General features: G+C 71.7%; 15 protein-coding genes and 1 tRNA gene. 8 read left to right on the forward strand and 8 right to left on the reverse strand.

What is annotated here, in order from left to right; all coding sequences use genetic code 11:
* Positions 1-6: 6 nt before the first annotated feature.
* Positions 7-732, reverse strand: a complete 726-nt coding sequence (locus QUV83_RS14245) for a phosphotransferase (RefSeq protein ID WP_289565457.1) — start codon at positions 730-732, stop codon at positions 7-9.
* A 340-nt stretch (positions 733-1072) separates the two neighbouring features.
* Here QUV83_RS14245 and QUV83_RS14250 point away from each other — a divergent pair, with 340 nt between their 5' ends.
* A complete protein-coding gene (locus QUV83_RS14250; protein WP_289565459.1) occupies positions 1073-1369 on the forward strand; it encodes a DUF1540 domain-containing protein in 297 nt (98 codons plus the stop codon).
* 6 nt (positions 1370-1375) lie between these two features.
* Here the strand turns inward: QUV83_RS14250 and QUV83_RS14255 are convergent, their stop codons facing one another.
* Positions 1376-2188, reverse strand: coding sequence for a hypothetical protein (locus tag QUV83_RS14255; protein WP_289565461.1), 813 nt, complete (start codon positions 2186-2188; stop codon positions 1376-1378).
* Between the two features lie 185 nt (positions 2189-2373).
* On the opposite strand from QUV83_RS14255, the gene QUV83_RS14260 reads away from it, so the two are divergent.
* Complete coding sequence (locus QUV83_RS14260; protein ID WP_289565462.1) at positions 2374-6138, forward strand: sigma-70 family RNA polymerase sigma factor; 3765 nt, start codon at positions 2374-2376, stop codon at positions 6136-6138.
* 18 nt (positions 6139-6156) lie between these two features.
* On the opposite strand, the gene QUV83_RS14265 is transcribed toward QUV83_RS14260, so the two are convergent.
* The 3 genes from QUV83_RS14265 to upp form a co-directional block, all read right to left on the reverse strand.
* Entirely contained in the window at positions 6157-6822 is a 666-nt protein-coding gene (locus tag QUV83_RS14265) for an SDR family oxidoreductase (RefSeq protein WP_289565464.1), read from the reverse strand.
* A 125-nt stretch (positions 6823-6947) separates the two neighbouring features.
* Entirely contained in the window at positions 6948-7289 is a 342-nt protein-coding gene (locus tag QUV83_RS14270) for a hypothetical protein (protein ID WP_289565465.1), read from the reverse strand.
* 284 nt (positions 7290-7573) lie between these two features.
* Positions 7574-8209, reverse strand: coding sequence for a uracil phosphoribosyltransferase (gene upp, locus QUV83_RS14275; RefSeq protein WP_289565467.1), 636 nt, complete (start codon positions 8207-8209; stop codon positions 7574-7576).
* Positions 8210-8269: 60 nt separating this feature from the next.
* Here upp and QUV83_RS14280 point away from each other — a divergent pair, with 60 nt between their 5' ends.
* Entirely contained in the window at positions 8270-8758 is a 489-nt protein-coding gene (locus QUV83_RS14280) for a nucleoside deaminase (RefSeq protein WP_289565469.1), read from the forward strand.
* Here QUV83_RS14280 and QUV83_RS14285 read toward each other — a convergent pair.
* Positions 8755-9633: a Sir2 family NAD-dependent protein deacetylase gene (locus QUV83_RS14285; protein ID WP_436231926.1), complete on the reverse strand. Its 879-nt coding sequence runs from the start codon at positions 9631-9633 to the stop codon at positions 8755-8757. The genes QUV83_RS14280 and QUV83_RS14285 overlap by 4 nt on opposite strands.
* Positions 9634-9748: 115 nt before the next feature.
* On the opposite strand from QUV83_RS14285, the gene QUV83_RS14290 reads away from it, so the two are divergent.
* Positions 9749-9838 (forward strand) — tRNA-Ser (locus QUV83_RS14290).
* A gap of 239 nt (positions 9839-10077) precedes the next feature.
* Here the strand turns inward: QUV83_RS14290 and QUV83_RS14295 are convergent.
* The gene (locus tag QUV83_RS14295) at positions 10078-11691 is read right to left on the reverse strand and encodes a hypothetical protein (protein WP_289565473.1); all 1614 of its coding nucleotides are present in this window, start codon (positions 11689-11691) and stop codon (positions 10078-10080) included.
* On the reverse strand, positions 11688-13229 hold the full coding sequence (locus tag QUV83_RS14300) for a hypothetical protein (RefSeq protein ID WP_289565475.1): 1542 nt from the start codon (positions 13227-13229) through the stop codon (positions 11688-11690). The genes QUV83_RS14295 and QUV83_RS14300 overlap by 4 nt, the downstream gene beginning before the upstream one ends.
* 216 nt (positions 13230-13445) lie before the next feature.
* Here QUV83_RS14300 and QUV83_RS14305 point away from each other — a divergent pair, with 216 nt between their 5' ends.
* The 4 genes from QUV83_RS14305 to QUV83_RS14320 all read left to right on the forward strand — a co-directional run bounded on the left by QUV83_RS14305 (position 13446) and on the right by QUV83_RS14320 (position 15966).
* Positions 13446-13937: a hypothetical protein gene (locus QUV83_RS14305; RefSeq protein WP_289565477.1), complete on the forward strand. Its 492-nt coding sequence runs from the start codon at positions 13446-13448 to the stop codon at positions 13935-13937.
* Positions 13938-14466: 529 nt separating this feature from the next.
* Complete coding sequence (locus QUV83_RS14310) at positions 14467-14673, forward strand: helix-turn-helix domain-containing protein (RefSeq protein WP_289565479.1); 207 nt, start codon at positions 14467-14469, stop codon at positions 14671-14673.
* A 64-nt stretch (positions 14674-14737) separates the two neighbouring features.
* Positions 14738-15370, forward strand: a complete 633-nt coding sequence (locus QUV83_RS14315; protein WP_289565481.1) for a DUF1819 family protein — start codon at positions 14738-14740, stop codon at positions 15368-15370.
* Positions 15367-15966 (forward strand): DUF1788 domain-containing protein, encoded by a 600-nt coding sequence (locus QUV83_RS14320; RefSeq protein ID WP_289565483.1) that lies wholly within the window; start codon positions 15367-15369, stop codon positions 15964-15966. The genes QUV83_RS14315 and QUV83_RS14320 overlap by 4 nt, the downstream gene beginning before the upstream one ends.
* Position 15967: the final 1 nt, after the last annotated feature.

The following is a 15967-nucleotide window of genomic DNA, read 5'->3' on the forward strand; positions in this document are numbered from 1 at the left end:
AGTCAGTCAGCCCTGGTCGTCGTCGGTGGCGGGCGCGTCGAAGGCGATGTCGGCGTAGTGCCGCACCATCGCGGCGGCGGGGCGCACGAGCTCACGCTCACCGGGCACGAGCGCGGTGTCCTGGATGCGGTGCTGTGCCGCGAGGTCGAGGTGGGGTCGTGGGTCCACGCCGGCGGCGGAGAGGAACGAGACGAGCAGGGCGCGGGCGGCCCGTGAGTAGGCGCCGCCAGCGTCGACGGCGACCTCCGCGACGATCACGGCGGTCATCGCCACGTCGAGCCCGGCTGGCCCGAGGGTGGCGTTCGCCCAGTCCACGAGGGCAGGGCCGTGCGGCTCCGTGAGGATGATGTTGGCCGGGTGCAGGTCCAGGTGGATGAGGCTCTCGTCGGCGCGGCTCGTGAGCGGCGCCCCGGACAGAGCCGAGCCGTCACCGGCCACGGCGGGCAGCGGGATGGCGTGCAGCGCATGGTGCAGGTCCGCGAGGATCGCCGCGGCGTCGGTCAGCGACACCTCCCCGGCGGTCATCGCCTGCAGCAAGGTGGGTCCGTGCAGCCGCTCCATCTCGAGGTCGGGGCCCTGCGCGCTGAACACCTCGGGCGCGGGGAAGCCATGGGAGCGGGCGTGGGCCATGAGGCGCACCTCGCCGAGCGCTGAGCGGCCTGACCGGTAGCGGCGGAGCACTCGCTCCTCGTCCAGCGCGAAGACGTCCGCGTCACGCCCTGCGGCAAGCACGGGGCCCGGGGTCGACGGGGCGTGAGGAGCGGCGTCGGGGGCAATTCCGGCGGAGCACATACTTCGACGGTAGACGCGTCTGCGCAGATTGTCCCGCGCAAGGGCTTTGCAGTTCGGTGGCATGGGGCCGAATCGTGTGCCCAGTCCTCGGCGTGGGCTTTGCCTGGAGCGCCTGATCGACCCAACGAGTGATGTAGATCACAAGTTATCGCCAAGGGGATGGGGCGCCTGGCGCCCGAAGCCGTTGTGGCGCCACGCCCGCGGGTCTACCGTCGAAGGGTCCGCCCGGCTCCGTCGAGGTCGACGTGCCGGGGCCTGGTTCGGCGCCCTGGAGGTCACGATGAGCACGCTCATGGACATGCCGCAGGTCAGCGAGTGCTCCGTCGCAGGATGCTCGTACAACCACGACGGGTGCCATGCCGGCGCCGTCACCATCACCGGGGCGGGCGACGACGCGCAGTGCGCGACGTTCATCCCACTCGGCTACAAGGGCGGACTCGACCGGGTGATCTCGCACGTCGGGGCATGTCAGCGCTTCGACTGCGTGCACAACAAGTCGTTGGAGTGCTCCGCCGACGCGGTGCGGGTCGGGGCGGGGCACGACCTCGCCGACTGCCTCACGTACACCCAGCGCTGACGGCCGTCAGCGGGTGAGGTCCACCAGCAGCTGCGCCGCGTCCTCGTACGAGTCGGGCAGCAGCTCCACCCGCATCGTCGGCGGATGGCGGACCAAGTCCTGGACATCGAGCAGCATCGCCTGACGCGCCACCTGGGCGAGAGTGCTGGTCACCAGTTGGTCCAGGGCAGACGGGCTGCCGTCCGCCGAGTGCTCCTCATCGTCCATGGCCGCCTGGTCCACGAGCACCACGAACACGCCTGACCCCAACCCCGCCAACGGCTGGCCGTCGCCGAACTGGTCGTGCAACGCGGCGCCGACCGCCGCCGACCGCGCGACCCGTGACCATGGCGTCGGATCGGGCGTCGTCGCGTCCAGCACCAGCAGCCGGTGCGACTCCCGCACCGGGACGCCTGCCCGGCGGGCCGCCGCATACGACTCGACGAGGCGCGTCGCCAGGTAGTCGCGGGTAGGCAGGCCCGACGTCGGGTCGAGGCAAGATCCCAACGCGATGCCGCTCGCCTGCTCGTCGGCCCAGCCCTCGCACAGCGCGCGCAGCAGCGCGATCGGCGGCTCCTGGCCATTCACGCACCCGACAAAGCAGCCCAGGTCGTCGATGGCCTCCGCGACACCCACGCCCGCAGCGGCACGCGCCGCGCCCAGTCGCGCCACCGCGACCTCGAGGGCGTCACCCGCCGTCACCGCCGCGATCAGTCCGTCGACCGCAGGGTGGTGCCAATCCGCAGGTCGGCGCCACGTCGACGCCTCGCTCCGCCCACGCCACAACTCGCGCAGCGCGGGGCCCACGGCCTGCGCGCCGTGCGGATGGATGTGCGTCACACCAGGTGAGAGGGGTCACCCGCCGATCCATGACGCGAAAGTGGGGACCTCGTTCGGGACGTTTCCCATCGATACGCCCAACTGTGCAAGGCTGGCCCCCAGATGGCGCACCACAGGCGGTGCGCGTCAGGGCGATGGAGCCCACGGCGGTCCTCCGCCCGGGTGACGAGGGGGTTCGGCGAGCAATGGGCGCGACGCGGTCCGAGGGCACAGCCCTCGGTGACGCCGAGCTCATCCGCGCCGCCCGAGACGGCGACACCGACGCCTATGGCCTCCTCTACGAACGGCACGCCGGGGCGACCTGGGCCGTCGCCCGGCAGTACACCAACTCGGCCGCCGACGCCGAGGATGTCGTCGCCGAGGCGTTCACCAAGGTCTTCGCGATCCTCAAGGAAGGCGGCGGCCCGGACGTCGCGTTCCGCGCCTACATCTTCACCGCCGCCCGACGCCTCGGCCTGCAGCGCGTCCAAGCCGGCAACCGCACCCAGCCCACCGACGACGTCCAGGTGCTCGAGGCCGCACTCGAGCCCGAGTCGTCCACCGAGGCCCCGGCGCTCGCGGACTTCGAGCGCGGCGTCGTCGGGCGCGCCTACAGCACCCTGCCCGAGCGGTGGCAGGCCGTCCTCTGGTACACCGAGGTCGAGTCGCTCAGCCCCGCGAAGATCGGGCCGCTGCTCGGGCTCTCCGCGAACGGTGTCGCCGCCCTCGCCTACCGCGCCCGCGAAGGGCTGCGCCAGGCCTACCTCCAACAGCACCTGCTCGAGCCGCTGGACTCCGGCTGCCGCACCGTCGCCGGGAAGCTGGGCGCCTACGTGCGCGGCGGCCTCGCCACCCGGGAGACCACGCAGGTCGACAACCACCTCGAGGGGTGCGGCGACTGCCGAGCCCTGCTGCTCGAGCTCGGCGACGTCAACCACGGCATGCGGGGGGTCATCGCGCCGCTGGTGCTCGGCGTCCTCGGGGTCGGGGCGCTCGCGCAGCCGCTGCCCGTCGGCGGTGGGCTCGCCGCCGGGTTCACAGCGCTGGGGGTGGCGCCGCCCGCCGCGGCGGCCGCCGCCACCGGCTCGGCGGCAACCTCCGGATCCACCTCCGCCTCGGGCGCTGGAGCCTCCGCGGGCTCCGCGACGGCCTCTGGCGCCGGGACGGCTGGCGCCACCTCGGCGGCGGGTGTCGGCGCGTCAGCCGCCGGGGCCACCGCTGTGGGGGCCGGCGTGGCCACAGCCGGCGGGGCCGTGGCAAGCGCCGCCGGGATCGGCGCGATGCTGGCCTCGCTGCCGCTGGCCGTGATCGGCATCGCCGCCTCCGTGGTGGTCGTCACAGCGGTCGCGGCCGCTGGCGTGCTCGGGGTCTTCTCCTCAGAGGCGCCGGACACCGCCTCCGACATGGCGGCCACCGCCACCCAGGAGCCGACAGTCGCGGAGACGTCGACGACCAGGCCCACATCACCCACCAACCCCGCTCCCAGCGAGGAGCCACCCGCGACGACGGAGCCGCCTCCCGCGCAGCTCCCCCCGGCGTCGTCCGACGCGGTGGTGACACCGGCGGCCGTCCCCTCGGCGACGGGCGCGCCCATCGCCCCGCCGGCGGCGGCCCCTGCCGAGCCGCCCACTACCTCGGCGGTCCCGAGCGAGCCGCCGGTCGAGCCCAACCCCGACGAGACGGCCTCGCCGACGCCGACCCCGACTGCCTCACCGTCGCCGTCGCCCTCTCAGTCGCCGGATCCGGCGCCCTCGCCGGAGCCGACCCCTTCGCCAGAGCCGACCCCTTCGCCGGAGCCGACCTACCTGCCAGCGCAGATCACCCTCCCGGCCAGCGCCGGCCCTGTGGAACTGGTCGCCGACGGCGCCGAGCAGGTCATCAGCGTGGAGATCCAGAACACGGGCGGCGTCGCCGCGACGGGACTGCGCGCGGAGGTCGAGCTGCCCCAGGGCGCCGTCGTCGCCTCATCGGCGGTCCAGCCCGCGGCGTGGTCGCCGGGCGCGGTGTCGTCTGCGCGCGTCGTGTCGGCCATCGGCACGCAGGCGGCCAGGCAGTTCGCCCTCAACGAGGGGAACACGTGGGTGTGCGTCGGGTCGACGGGCAGTGGAGTCGCCACCTGCGCGCTCGACAGGCTGCCCGCGGGGTCGACCGCCGTCCTCACGCTCCGCGTCGTGGTGGACGAGGCCGCGCTGGGCGGCACGGACTCGGCGGTGTCGATCCAGGTCACGGGAGACGAGCTCGCGCCGATGCGGCTGCATGCGCCCGTGGTGGTGCACCGCCAGGCACGGCTCGCGGTGAGCGCGCCCGAGTCGCTCGACGTGATCGAGGGCCAGGTCCAGCCGCTCGTGGTGAGTGTCGCGAACAGCGGGGGAGTGCGGGCGCGCGTCGTCGAGGTGCGGGTCGCCCGACCGTCGGGCGCCGACTGGGCGGCGACGCCCGACGGCGCCGGACCGGGGTGGACGTGCTCGCCGGAGGCCGCCGACTCGCTGCTGTGCGCCCGTGCCGGCATCGACCCGGGTGTGGAGGCCCCGTTGGCGTTGGCCCTGCGCGCCCAAGCCCCGGCGGCGCCCGGTCCGCTCGACGGATCCCTGCAGGTCAGGGCGTCGGCGCAGGGCTCGGTCAGCGGGCGCGCGGACGTCGGCATCGTCGTGCGCGCCTCCCGGCTCGCCTTCGGCGCCCCGCCGGTGGCGCAGCTCATCGACGGGCGGCCGGGCCGTGTGACGTTCACAGTCCTCAACTCCGGCAACCACCCCGCGCAGGGGGCGGTCGCCCACATCACGCTGCCCCGGCATGTGATGGCGGACCTGACGCCGTCTGCTGACGGCCGAGGGGAGTGCACGGCTGTCAGCGCGACGGTGGTGCGCTGCGAGCTCGGCGCCGTGGCGCCTGGGCAGCAGCTCCCCGTGGTCATCGGCGCGAAGGCCGTCGCCGCAGGAGCCGGCCAGGTGACCGTGCGGCTCACCGGGGGGACCGGCGCGGAGGTGACGGCGAGCGCTCCCGCCCAGGTCGCGTCCGGCGGGCTGGCGCCGCGGTTCAGCCGGGCCGGGGGATGGGCCGCCACGCAGGTGGGAGCGCCCCTGCTCGCCTGCGCGGGCGCGCCGGGCACCGGATGGTTGATCCCGGACCCCACGTGCACGCGGGCCATCGCCGGCCTCGGGACGTCGCTCGACAACAACGGGTACTTGATGGTCCCGCTCAACGCGGCAGGCGGGAAGAAGGTGTCATCCACAGCGCGCCTGGACATCCCCGCAGGCCGCGAGATCGCCTTCGCCGGGCTTTACTGGTCCGCGAACCGCGGCCCGATCGACCCGCTCAGCGGCGACCCGACATCCGTGCGGCTGCGCGGCCCCGGGGAGGGCTCATACCGCGACCTCACCGGCGAGGTGCTGGTGGAGACGCGGGATGACGCGCGGCGGGTCTACTACCAGTCCTTCGCCGACGTGACAGAGCAGGTCAAGGCCGCGGGCCCCGGTCAGTGGTCCGTGGCGGACATCGCCGTCGCGCAGACCCGGCTGGACTCGACGCCGACGTACTACGCCGGCTGGTCGCTCGTCGTCGTGTACGCCGAAGCGGGCGCGGGGGACGTCACCGTCTATGACGGCGGCGCGTGGGTCGGACGGCAGAACGCCGCGGCGCCGACCTTCACCTTCGCCGCCGAGCCCGGGTCCACGGCGCGGATCGGCGTGGTGGCCTGGGAGGGCGACCGGGGGACCAGCGGGGACGCGCTGCTGCTCAACGGCTCCGCGCTCACCCCGTGGCGGTGGACGGGCTCAGCGCTGTCCGCCACCGGCTCCCAGGCGAACGCCTTCGACTCGACGGCCACCGGCTGGAGCAGCGCGAACTCGATGGGCGTGGACGCCAAGCGGTTCCAGGACGCAGTGCTCACCCAGCCCCTCAGCACGCTGACGGCGACCACCACCGGCGACGGGTACCTGATCGGCGCCCTCACCGTTCAGACGCAGACCGGCTGACGGCGCGCCTCGAACCGGTCAGTCCTCGAGCTCGGTCGCCGCAGCCACCGCCGCCTCGATGGGCACGTCCCCGGAGGTCAGCTCCAGGGTCAGGCCGGAGGCGCGCGGCTCATGCAGCAACGCCAGCAGCACCGCAGCCACGTCATCACGCGACACCGAGCCGGGCGGCACCTCGAAGTCGAGGCGGACGCGACCCGTGCCCGGATCGTCCGTGAGCGCCCCCGGGCGCAGGATCGTCCAGTCCAGCTCGCGGCCGCTCACGTAGTGCTCGCTGGCCGTCTTGGCGCGCAAGTACGCCGCGAACACCTCCGACGAGCCCTCGGGTGGCTCCTGCCCCGCGCCCATCGACGACAGCAGGATGTAGCGGTGGACACCGGCCTCGGCGGCGGCGTCGGCCAGGGCCATCGCGGCAGCCCTGTCGACGGTGTCCTTACGAGCGGCCCCCCTGCCCGGGCCGGCGCCAGCGGCGAAGACGACGGCGTCCGCGCCTGACAGGGCGCCCGGCAGCACGCCGGGGTCCACCGCTTCGAGGTCGAGGAGCAACGCGCCAGCCCCGTCGTCCTTCACGTCGGCGATGTGATCGGGGTTGCGCACGATCGCGATGGGCGTGTCGCCGTTCGCCACCAGTGCGCGGGACAGGCGACGGGCCACCTTGCCGTGGCCCCCGGCGATGACGATGCGCATGGGGCCACGTTAGGGCCGATATGTCACCCGCGCGCGGTCGGCGCGGGGATGCGTGGAACGTGGGGGTGCGCTGCCGGACCGCCGTGGGTCCCCCCAGACCAGTCGGGGTCCGGCAGCGCGTGTCCTCAGCGGGCGTCCCCCGAGCCGCCGAGGACAGTCGGTGGCGCCTCGAGGAGGCGCAGGTGTGAGAGCCGGTGGCGCAGGCTCTGCACATCGTCAGGGCCGGAACCGCCCGGCACGAGGGACAGCGCGGTGAACGTCTCGGCGGTCGGCAGCAGGTCGCGGGCCAGGTCCCGCAGCGTCTCAGCGATCTCGGTGAGCTCGGCGGCGCCGAACGCGGCAGTGCCGTCGACGGACGACGGGTGGGCGTCGGTCGTGGCGTCGTCTTCGTCCCGCAGGCCGACGTACAGGACGAAGCCGGTGCGGGGGCGCGCCTCGGGCGCGCGCTTCTTAGCGGGGAGGGTCATGCGGGCCTCCGGTGTGCGGTCCCACCCCGTGCGGGGCAGGCGGGTGGTGGTCGGTGGACTGACGCGGGTCAGGACCGACAGCACGTGGGGCACAGGCGCGCCAGGTCGTGCGCCGAGACGGCGACGAGGGTGGGCAGCGCGGAGTTCACGACTTGATCGTGTCAGGTGATACGGAGATGCCCAAGGGGGAATGCCCGAGATCTCACCGAGTGAGAACTCTCAGCCAGCGCCCTGGGGCGCCGCCGAGAGGTGGTGTGGCGGCCTGAGCCGCCCGGCAGGACAGGTCAGACGACGCCGTAGAGGCGGTCGCCCGCGTCGCCCAGGCCCGGGACGATGTACGCGTTCTCGTTCAGTCGCTCATCCACCGACGCCACCACCACCGTGAGGTCGCCCCGGTCGCCGACAGCATCCTCGAGGACCTTCAGGCCCTCCGGCGCGGCCAGCAGGCAGACGGCAGTCACGTCCCGGGCGCCCCGGTCGAACAGGAAGTCGATCGCGGCGACGAGCGTGGCGCCCGTGGCCAGCATCGGGTCCAGCAGGAAGCACTGGCGGCCCGACAGGTCGTCCGGGAGGCGGTTCGCGTACGTGATCGCCTCGAGGGTCTCCTCGTCGCGCTGCATGCCCAGGAAGCCGACCTCGGCGGTGGGCAGCAGGCGGGTCATGCCCTCGAGCATCCCCAGCCCGGCGCGCAGGATCGGCACCACGAGCGGGCGCGGGTCGGCGAGCTTGGTGCCCGTCGTCTGCGTGACAGGCGTCTGGATGACCGTCGGCTCCGTGCGGACGTCACGCGTGGCCTCATACGCGAGCAGCGTCACGAGCTCGTCGACGAGGAGCCGGAACGTCGGGGACGCCGTCCGCTCATCCCGCAGGACGGTGAGCTTGTGGGCGACGAGGGGGTGGTCGGCGACGTGCAGGCGCATGGCGCACACGCTACCGCCTGTCCCACAAGGTGGACGCCGCCTCAGGTCCCAGGTGGGAGGATGACCAGCATGATCGGCCTGCCACGTGACGGACGCGACATGGCGGACGCGCTCGCGGAGGCCCGCGCGGCGCTCGCCACCGGCGACGTTCCGGTGGGGGCAGTCGTCATCGGGCCGGACGGCGGCATCGTCGGGCGAGGCCACAACCAGCGTGAGGCGACCGGCGACCCCACTGCGCACGCCGAGGTGCTGGCCCTCCGGGACGCCTCCCAGCGGCTCGGCCGATGGCGGCTCGACGACTGCACGCTCGTGGTCACCCTCGAGCCGTGCCTCATGTGCGCGGGCGCCACAGTGCTGGCCCGCATCCCGCGACTCGTGCTCGGCGCCTGGGACCCCAAGGCCGGGGCGTGCGGCTCGCAGTGGGACGTGGTGCGCGACAGGCGGCTCAACCACCGGGTCGAGGTGATCGGCGGGGTGCGGGAAGCCGAGTGCGGGGAGCTGTTGCGGGCGTTCTTCGTCGAGCACCGGGGCGGCTTGGCTGAGGCTTAGGCCTCGAGGGTCCGGGCCAGGGCCGTCAGGGTGGGGGTCGTGCCCGCGTCGAGCGTCAGGGTCGCCAGCGCGTCACCACGGGTCGGGCCCTGGTTGACGATGACCACCGGCTTGCCCGTCCGGGCGGCATGCACCACGAAACGCCGTCCCGACAACACCGTGAGGGACGAGCCGGCGACGAGCAACGCCTGCGCGTCGTCCACCAGCGCGAACGCCCGCGCCACCCGCTCCCGGGGCACGTTCTCACCGAAGTAGACGATGTCTGGCTTCAACATCCCGCCGCACTCGTCCCCGCCACCGTCCGGGTCCGGCGCCCAGCACGACGCGACCCGGAAGTCCGCCGTCGACTCGATCACCGCGTCCGCGTCGGGCGCGATCTCGATATCCGCCACCGCGCCCACCGACTCCACGAACCCGGGGTTCAACGCCTCCAGACGATCCGCCACCTCAGCGCGCGGGCGCACCGTGCCGCAGCGCAGGCACACCACCCGGTCGTATCGCCCGTGCAGGTCGATGACCGTGCGCGAGCCGGCCTCCTCATGCAGCAGGTCCACGTTCTGCGTGATGACGCCGTTCACCACCCCGCGGGCCTCAAGCTCCGCCAGCGCGCGGTGCCCCGCGTTCGGCTCCGTGCGGTGCATGTGCCGCCAGCCCACGTGGTTGCGGGCCCAGTAGTGGCGGCGGAACGCCTCGTCGCTGACGAACTGCTGATACGTCATCGGGGTGCGCGGCGGGGAGTCGGGGCCGCGGTAGTCGGGGATGCCGGAGTCCGTCGAGACGCCGGCGCCCGTCAGCACGGCGGTTCGCTTGCCCTGGAGCACGGCGACCACATCGTCGAGCGAGCCGGCCGCGGGGCGGGGGAGCGTCGTCGAGATCGTCACCCGAACACCGTACGACGCGGGTCTGGACGCTGGCGGCGGGGGAGTTGCCGGGCGTCGCTGGGGGCTCGATTACTGACCATGGGCTCCGACCAGGTACCCTTCTCGGCGAGGTAGCGTGTCCGAGCGGCCTAAGGAGCACGCCTCGAAAGCGTGTGTGGGTGAAAGTCCACCGTGGGTTCAAATCCCACCGCTACCGCCACCGGGGTACTGACGAAACTCAGGCCCTTGTAGTGACAGAACCCCTCGTGAGAGGCCCGCAAGGGCTTCGAGCGGGGGGTTCAGTCGTTTCCGGGGCGGCCGTGCGGGCCGAGAGGGTGCCGGGCGAGTGCCACGGGCGCCGTTGTGCGGGTTACCGGCCCGCGCGGGATGCACCGGTGGCCCGCTGGCCTGGGGCCGCGGGCTGTCGGTGGAGGTGGAGTTCGGAAGCGGCCTGAGGTGTCAGGCTGCGAGGGGCGGCTCGACCGCCCCCTGGAGGGCGTGGAGCTCGACGGGTTCGTATCCCACGACGTCGGGCTCAGGGCCCAGGACGATGTCGTCGCCGGTGTAGCCGGTGGTGGCTGCCCACTTGCGGAGCATGCGCAGGTTGTAGTGGATGACCGCGAAGGTGGTCATGAGTCCGACGGCGACCAGGCCCACGACGCGGATCCAGCCCCGCTGGACTCCTTCGCCGTCGAGCGTCTTGAGGTTGCCGTAGCCGCTCTCGACTGAGTTGCGCCGGTTCCACTGGGCGATCCATGCCGGTGAGCCCCAGCGCAGGCGCTGGCGCAGGTGCGGCAGGACTGTTGCGGGGAGGGTGATGGTGGCCTGCTTGAACACCTTCTTCTTGCGCTGGGCGGCGGTCGCTGTGTCGCGGCGGTGCGTCGGGGCGAAGAAGTGTCGGGTGCCGTTTGCTTTTCGCCGTCCGTTCGGGACGAGGGCGTACTGGTCCAGCTCGGCCTGGGCTTCCTGGAACACGCGGAGGGCGGTCCGGTTCGCCTCGTACTCGGCCACGCGCGTGGGGTTCGCTCGCGGTCCGGGCTTCTTGATCGCGAAACGGGGTGGGCGGGCGATCTTGTGCAGGTGTCGCGGGGTCCACGGCGCGCAGGGCCAACCGTCGATCATCAGGACGCCGGTCTGCTGCTCCGGGACCGGGCCGCGCTGGACCTTGCCGAGGTCGAAGACCTGATCCAGGCCGCGCGCAAGGACAGGGTCAGCCCAGTGGTCATGGGTCGACATGGAGAAGCCGCGGTCCACGATGACCTCCGTCAAGGGCTGGTGAGCCGCGAGGTTGTCGATCATCCGCAGGGCCGGCCCGGCGACAGCGGCGTTGGCGGGGATCAGCTTCATGGCGGTGATCAGCTTGAGCGGCTGCTCGGGCGAGCCTGGGGTGAACGAGGTGCTGGCCGTGAGCATCTGGAAACCGAAGAAGCGGTTCGCGTCGTACTTGTCGTGGGTAGGGGTCTGATAGCCCCGCCGCCCGTCCGGGTCCCACGCCCCTGTGGGGTAACGGACAAACGTGCTGTCATTGAGGCGGTAGTCCTCACCCTTGATGGTGCGGACCTGCCCCTTGCGACGGGACCACGACGGCATCGACGAGGCGTCGATCGCCACCACCTCGGACGTGCCGGCCGCCTGGGTCGACGCTTCCACGAGCCGTGTGACGAGCGTGTCAAAATTGGCTTCTCGCTGGATCCGCTGGTCCTGGGTCAGCTTCTCACCGTCGGCGCGAGCCGTGTGCGGCGAGTAGTCCAGTGCACGGGTGATGACCTTGAACAGGTAGCGGACCTGGCGGATCTGGAGCTTGCGGACGGATGTGCCGCTGCGCCAGGCGATGCCGTGACGGAACTGTGTGCTGACGGTCAGGTCTGTGGTGAGCAGATCATGGACGCGAACGAGGGTGGCGCTGGCGGACTTGGGGCCGTGGGCGAGCACGCAGGCCGCGATGAGCATCTCCACGGAGAGGCGACGGGGCCTGCCTCCGGGGTTGGCTCGCAGGATGTCCTCCAGGTCCTTGGCCACTCCTGACCTGCGGATAACGGTCAGGACCCGATCGAGGTCACGGTCGGGGATCATCGGGCGTCCGTCCGGGCCGTGCTGCTGTGGAGGGGAGCGTCGGAGAGGTCAGCGAGCGTGCGCGCGACCTGCTCCGGGTCCGGTGGCGGGCACAGGGGGAGCAGGTCCGCGAGCGAGCGCGCCGAGTGGAGCCCGGACACGGCAAGCAGGTCCCCCAGGGGGAGCGCTGCGTTCATGGCAGCGAACAGCCAGGTGGTCCGCAGCCGGTGGGGCGCGATGGACACCGTGTGGTCGTGCCGGGCGCTCACGATGCCGCTGCGCGCCGCGACGGTGACGTTGTGGCGCGTTTCCTTGCGGCCGAGCACCAGGGCGTCGGAGGGCTGGGTCGCGCTCAGCTCCAGGGCTCGGCGTACCAGCGGCTCGTAGGCGCGTCGGATCGGGACTGTGCGGGGATGCGACCCGCCGACCACCGTGACGGCCAGGTACTGCCCGAGCATCAGGTCGGTGACGACGCGGATGTGGTGGCGCCGCACGTGTCGCAGATCGCGCGCGGCCAGCCCGGCTCCCAGCCCCAGACCCACCACGTAGCACGCGTTGCGTTCTTTGGTCGGAGTTGGCTGCGTCATCGCCAGGGCAGCGAACTCCTCGCACTGTTCGGGGCTGTAGGGCGGGTCGATGGAGACGTACGACGTAGTGACGGGGACGTGATCGGCGTCCAGGGAACGCACACACCGACGAAGCACGGCGCGCGCCGTGCCGATGCTCGACGCCGGCTTGTGCCGCAGTTCGCGGTTCACATACGTCTCGGCGAGAGGGCCGGACAGCACCTCCAGTGCCGTGGGCGGGGCACCAGGGTCGGGTCGGTCTGCCAGCGACCACACCCACTGCAGGAATGCGACGACGATCGTCGCCGCATTGCGAGCCGAGACCACGGACTCCGGCTGGTAACCGGCGACCATCTGGACCGTCAGGGGCCGCAGCGCCGCCCACAGCGCGTTCTCGAGCATCTGGGGCCGGTAGCTCTCGATCGCCGACCGCACGGCCGGCTCCAGTGACGCCATGTCCGGGTGTGCGGCCGGCCGGGGACCCTGGGTCGCCCGCCGGTAGGCGGCTCGGTCCGCTCGCGCCTGCGCGAGCTGCTGGCGCTGGGAAACCTTGCGTGTGTTCGTGGGTGTTGTGGCTCGAACCACCTCCATCATCAGCTGAAGGTCATCGGTGTCCAGGTAGGTGCCCAGAACGCCGCGGTCGAACGTCACGGTGCCGGCGGTGAGCTCGGTGACATTGGCTGCGCAGACGGCCTCGACGAGTCCGGCCAGCTTGGAGTCCGTCAGCGGCCCATCGCTGAGCTTCTCGGCCAGTGCCGCGACCACGGTCAGTGATGACCGGTAACCCGCGGCACGAATCAGCTCCGGCGCGGGAGCCGGACGGCGTCGCGCGCTCCGGGGAGCCACGGGCGGGCGCCGCGGAACACCCGCGATGGCGCGCTGCAGCAACCGCAGCCGCCACAGGTGGTTCTTCCGTGTGCCCCTGTGCTCGGTGAACCCAGCGGCGAACCGCTCGATGGCCGCGTCCGACAGCAAGGCGAGCAGGTCGGGCACCTCGTCGCCGCGCCACCCGCAGGGGCTGGCGAGGAACGCGCACACGCTCGCCGCGAGGACCCGCGCTTCCTCCGGGTTCCTCGGCGCGGCGGCCGTCAGCGCGGCACGGACAGCGGGCCCCGCGAGGTCCCACGCCTCCGCGGAGAGGAGTCGAGGGCGGTAGCTGGCGATGCGGAGCGCGATCGCGTCGGTGGTCTCCATGCCATGACTGGTCCGGTGGCCGCCATCCGCGGCAACGACCGCACGGGCGGCGCCCGTGAACCTGCCAAGAACGTCTTCGGTGAAGGGGTTGCGCCCGGCGGGGACGCGCTCACAGGTGCAGATGAGCGAACGCAGCTCAGCATCACCAGCGGCAACCCAGCCGCCAGGGGTGTCCAACCCATGGAGGACAACATGTCCGCACCGACCCACAGCACGAGCCGTCGTCGCACCCTGAAGCAGGGGCGCCTCACGGAACTGCTGGCCCGGCGCGAGCAAGTCGGAACCGCCTGGGCGGAGAGGGCCTCGCATGGCCTCCCCGGCCTCGGTGACCTCACCCAGGAGCTGACCATCATCGAGTTCGCGCTGACCGAGCAGTGGCCGCACCTGGCGCAGTCCTGGCTGCCCGCGTGGGTCATCTCGGACGCGCGCAAGCTCCACGACCCGTCGGCCAACGTCGATGGGACCTGCGCCATCTGCAGGGCGTCGAATCGTCAGGCGGCTGCCTGATGCACTTCCCGACAGGGCGAGGCGATATGTCTCGCCCTGTCGGCCTTGCCCGCGGCACTGTCTTGGGCCAATCTCTACCGCGGCCACGCTCCTCTGGTGCGCCCGCGTTCGACACCCCCGCGGGAACGTCGCCAGCCCGTCGGAACACGCTGTCGGGGACTCATCGCTGGGTCTCGCGATCGTTGACAGGCCCATCTGGACGAGCAGGCGGGCGAGGCAGCCGCCTGACACACCGGGGCGACGCCGCGAAATGGCGCGACTCGCCGCGCTCGACAGGACCGATGCCGCGTCAGCGCTCGGACCACCGCCTTCCGTTCTGCGTCAGGGTCTGGAGTGCCGAGCGTGGGCTCACCCCGATCGGCCCGTCTCCGCAAGGAACGCTGCTTCGTCAAATGGAACGGCACACCCCTGGCATCAACAATCGCCCACCGTCAGACAAACCCAGCAAGACCCGGTCAGGCCCAGTCTCGTCCGGTAGCGTGCAGGCTCCCGCCGTTCCCCGGTTCCGGTCGCCACAGGAGGCTCTCGCATGCCAGACCCCTGGCTTTCCGCCGACGACATCGCGGTGCACCTTGGCGTCACGAAGGACTCCGTCTACGCCTGGATCGCAGAGAAGGGCATGCCCGCTCACAAGGTCGGTCGGCTGTGGAAGTTCCAGACGAGCGAGGTCGACGAGTGGGTTCGGAGCGGTAGCGCCGCCGCGTCGGGCGAGGACGAGAGCCCGGGTAGCAACTGACCAGCCACGACTGTCGGTGCCCACACATAGCCTGAGCGACTGCCCAAACGGAGAGGAGGGACCAATGAACGACGCACAAGCGACAGTGCCTCGGCGCTACGCGCTGTCCTTCACGACCGGCGCTCTCCTCGTCCGTGAGGGAGCGCTGCTCGCTCCTGTCTACCTTGAGCGGCGCAACTGGGAGCAGGTCCGCGACGAGGCTGTCGAGGGCAACCTCCTGCAGGCGCGGACCTACCGAACCGGCGTCCGATTGGTGCGTGAGACGGTCAAGCGCTTGTCAGCGTTGACGGACGACGAGGTCGAACTCCTGGGCGAGGTGACTGCTTCGGAACGAGGCTTCCTCATGTGGGCTGCCGCATGCCGCCGCTACGAGCTCATCGGGGAGTTCGCCGAGGAGGTGCTGCGCGAGCGGTTCCTGCTGCTTGCCTCGTCACTGGGCTACGACGACTTCGACAGCTTCGTGAGGACCAAGGCGCTGTGGCACGAGGAGCTGGCGGCTATCAAGGACTCGACACTGCAGAAGCTGAGGTCAAACGTGTTCAAGATGCTGCATGAGGCCGAGTTCCTGTCGGAAGCGGGCAACATCATGCCTGCAGTGCTGTCCGAGCGAGTCGCCGCGGCGCTCAGCGCTCGCATGCCGAGTGACCTGCGGTTCTTCCCGACTCCGCAGGTCGTGGGGCAGGGGGCTGCGTTGTGATCCCGAAGACTCTGCCCGAGCAGGAAGAGCATCTGTTCGCTGTGCTCAGCGGCCGGCGCTTCCTGCAGATGGAGGGCCTGAGCAACGAGGTCCCGTTCTTCATCTACCCGTACCCGCCCGCGGACGCGCTTGGGGTCGCTGCGGCGAAGAAGCGGATCAAGAACCGGCTGGCAGGCGCCGGGGTGACGGTCTTCGAGATCAACCTGTACGACCTGTCGGTCGAGCTGCTCAAGGAGCGGGGTGTGTGGGACCGGGTCCTGGCGGTCGAACCGGAGCAGGACAAGGCCGATTTCGGCGAGATGCTCCAGGGGATGCTCGACCCGCAGCTGCACATCGCTCCGGCGATCCGCGACCGGCTCGCGCAGGTTGAGTTCGACATCTTCTTCCTCACCGGCATCGGTGAGGTCTTCCCGTACATCCGCTCGCACAACGTGCTGAACAACCTGCAATCGGTGGTTACCGGCAAGCCCATGCTCATGTTCTTCCCCGGCCGCTACGAGCAGTCGGACACGTTGGGCTCATCGCTCGTGCTGTTCGGTCGACTCAAGGACGACCAGTACTACCGAGCCAAGAACATCCTGGAACAGGAGGCGTGAG

The sequence above is a fragment of the Cellulomonas cellasea genome, assembly GCF_030372105.1.
Classification (GTDB): domain Bacteria; phylum Actinomycetota; class Actinomycetes; order Actinomycetales; family Cellulomonadaceae; genus Cellulomonas_A; species Cellulomonas_A cellasea_A.

What these genes read in the sequence shown, in the direction of transcription:
- QUV83_RS14250 (WP_289565459.1), top strand. Translation starts at nt 1,073, where the DNA reads ATGAGCACGCTCATGGACATGCCGCAGGTCAGCGAGTGCTCCGTCGCA.
- QUV83_RS14260 (WP_289565462.1), top strand. Translation starts at nt 2,374, where the DNA reads ATGGGCGCGACGCGGTCCGAGGGCACAGCCCTCGGTGACGCCGAGCTC.
- QUV83_RS14265 (WP_289565464.1), bottom strand. Translation starts at nt 6,822, where the DNA reads ATGCGCATCGTCATCGCCGGGGGCCACGGCAAGGTGGCCCGTCGCCTG.
- QUV83_RS14270 (WP_289565465.1), bottom strand. Translation starts at nt 7,289, where the DNA reads ATGACCCTCCCCGCTAAGAAGCGCGCGCCCGAGGCGCGCCCCCGCACC.
- upp (WP_289565467.1), bottom strand. Translation starts at nt 8,209, where the DNA reads ATGCGCCTGCACGTCGCCGACCACCCCCTCGTCGCCCACAAGCTCACC.
- QUV83_RS14280 (WP_289565469.1), top strand. Translation starts at nt 8,270, where the DNA reads ATGACCAGCATGATCGGCCTGCCACGTGACGGACGCGACATGGCGGAC.
- QUV83_RS14295 (WP_289565473.1), bottom strand. Translation starts at nt 11,691, where the DNA reads ATGATCCCCGACCGTGACCTCGATCGGGTCCTGACCGTTATCCGCAGG.
- QUV83_RS14310 (WP_289565479.1), top strand. Translation starts at nt 14,467, where the DNA reads ATGCCAGACCCCTGGCTTTCCGCCGACGACATCGCGGTGCACCTTGGC.
- QUV83_RS14315 (WP_289565481.1), top strand. Translation starts at nt 14,738, where the DNA reads ATGAACGACGCACAAGCGACAGTGCCTCGGCGCTACGCGCTGTCCTTC.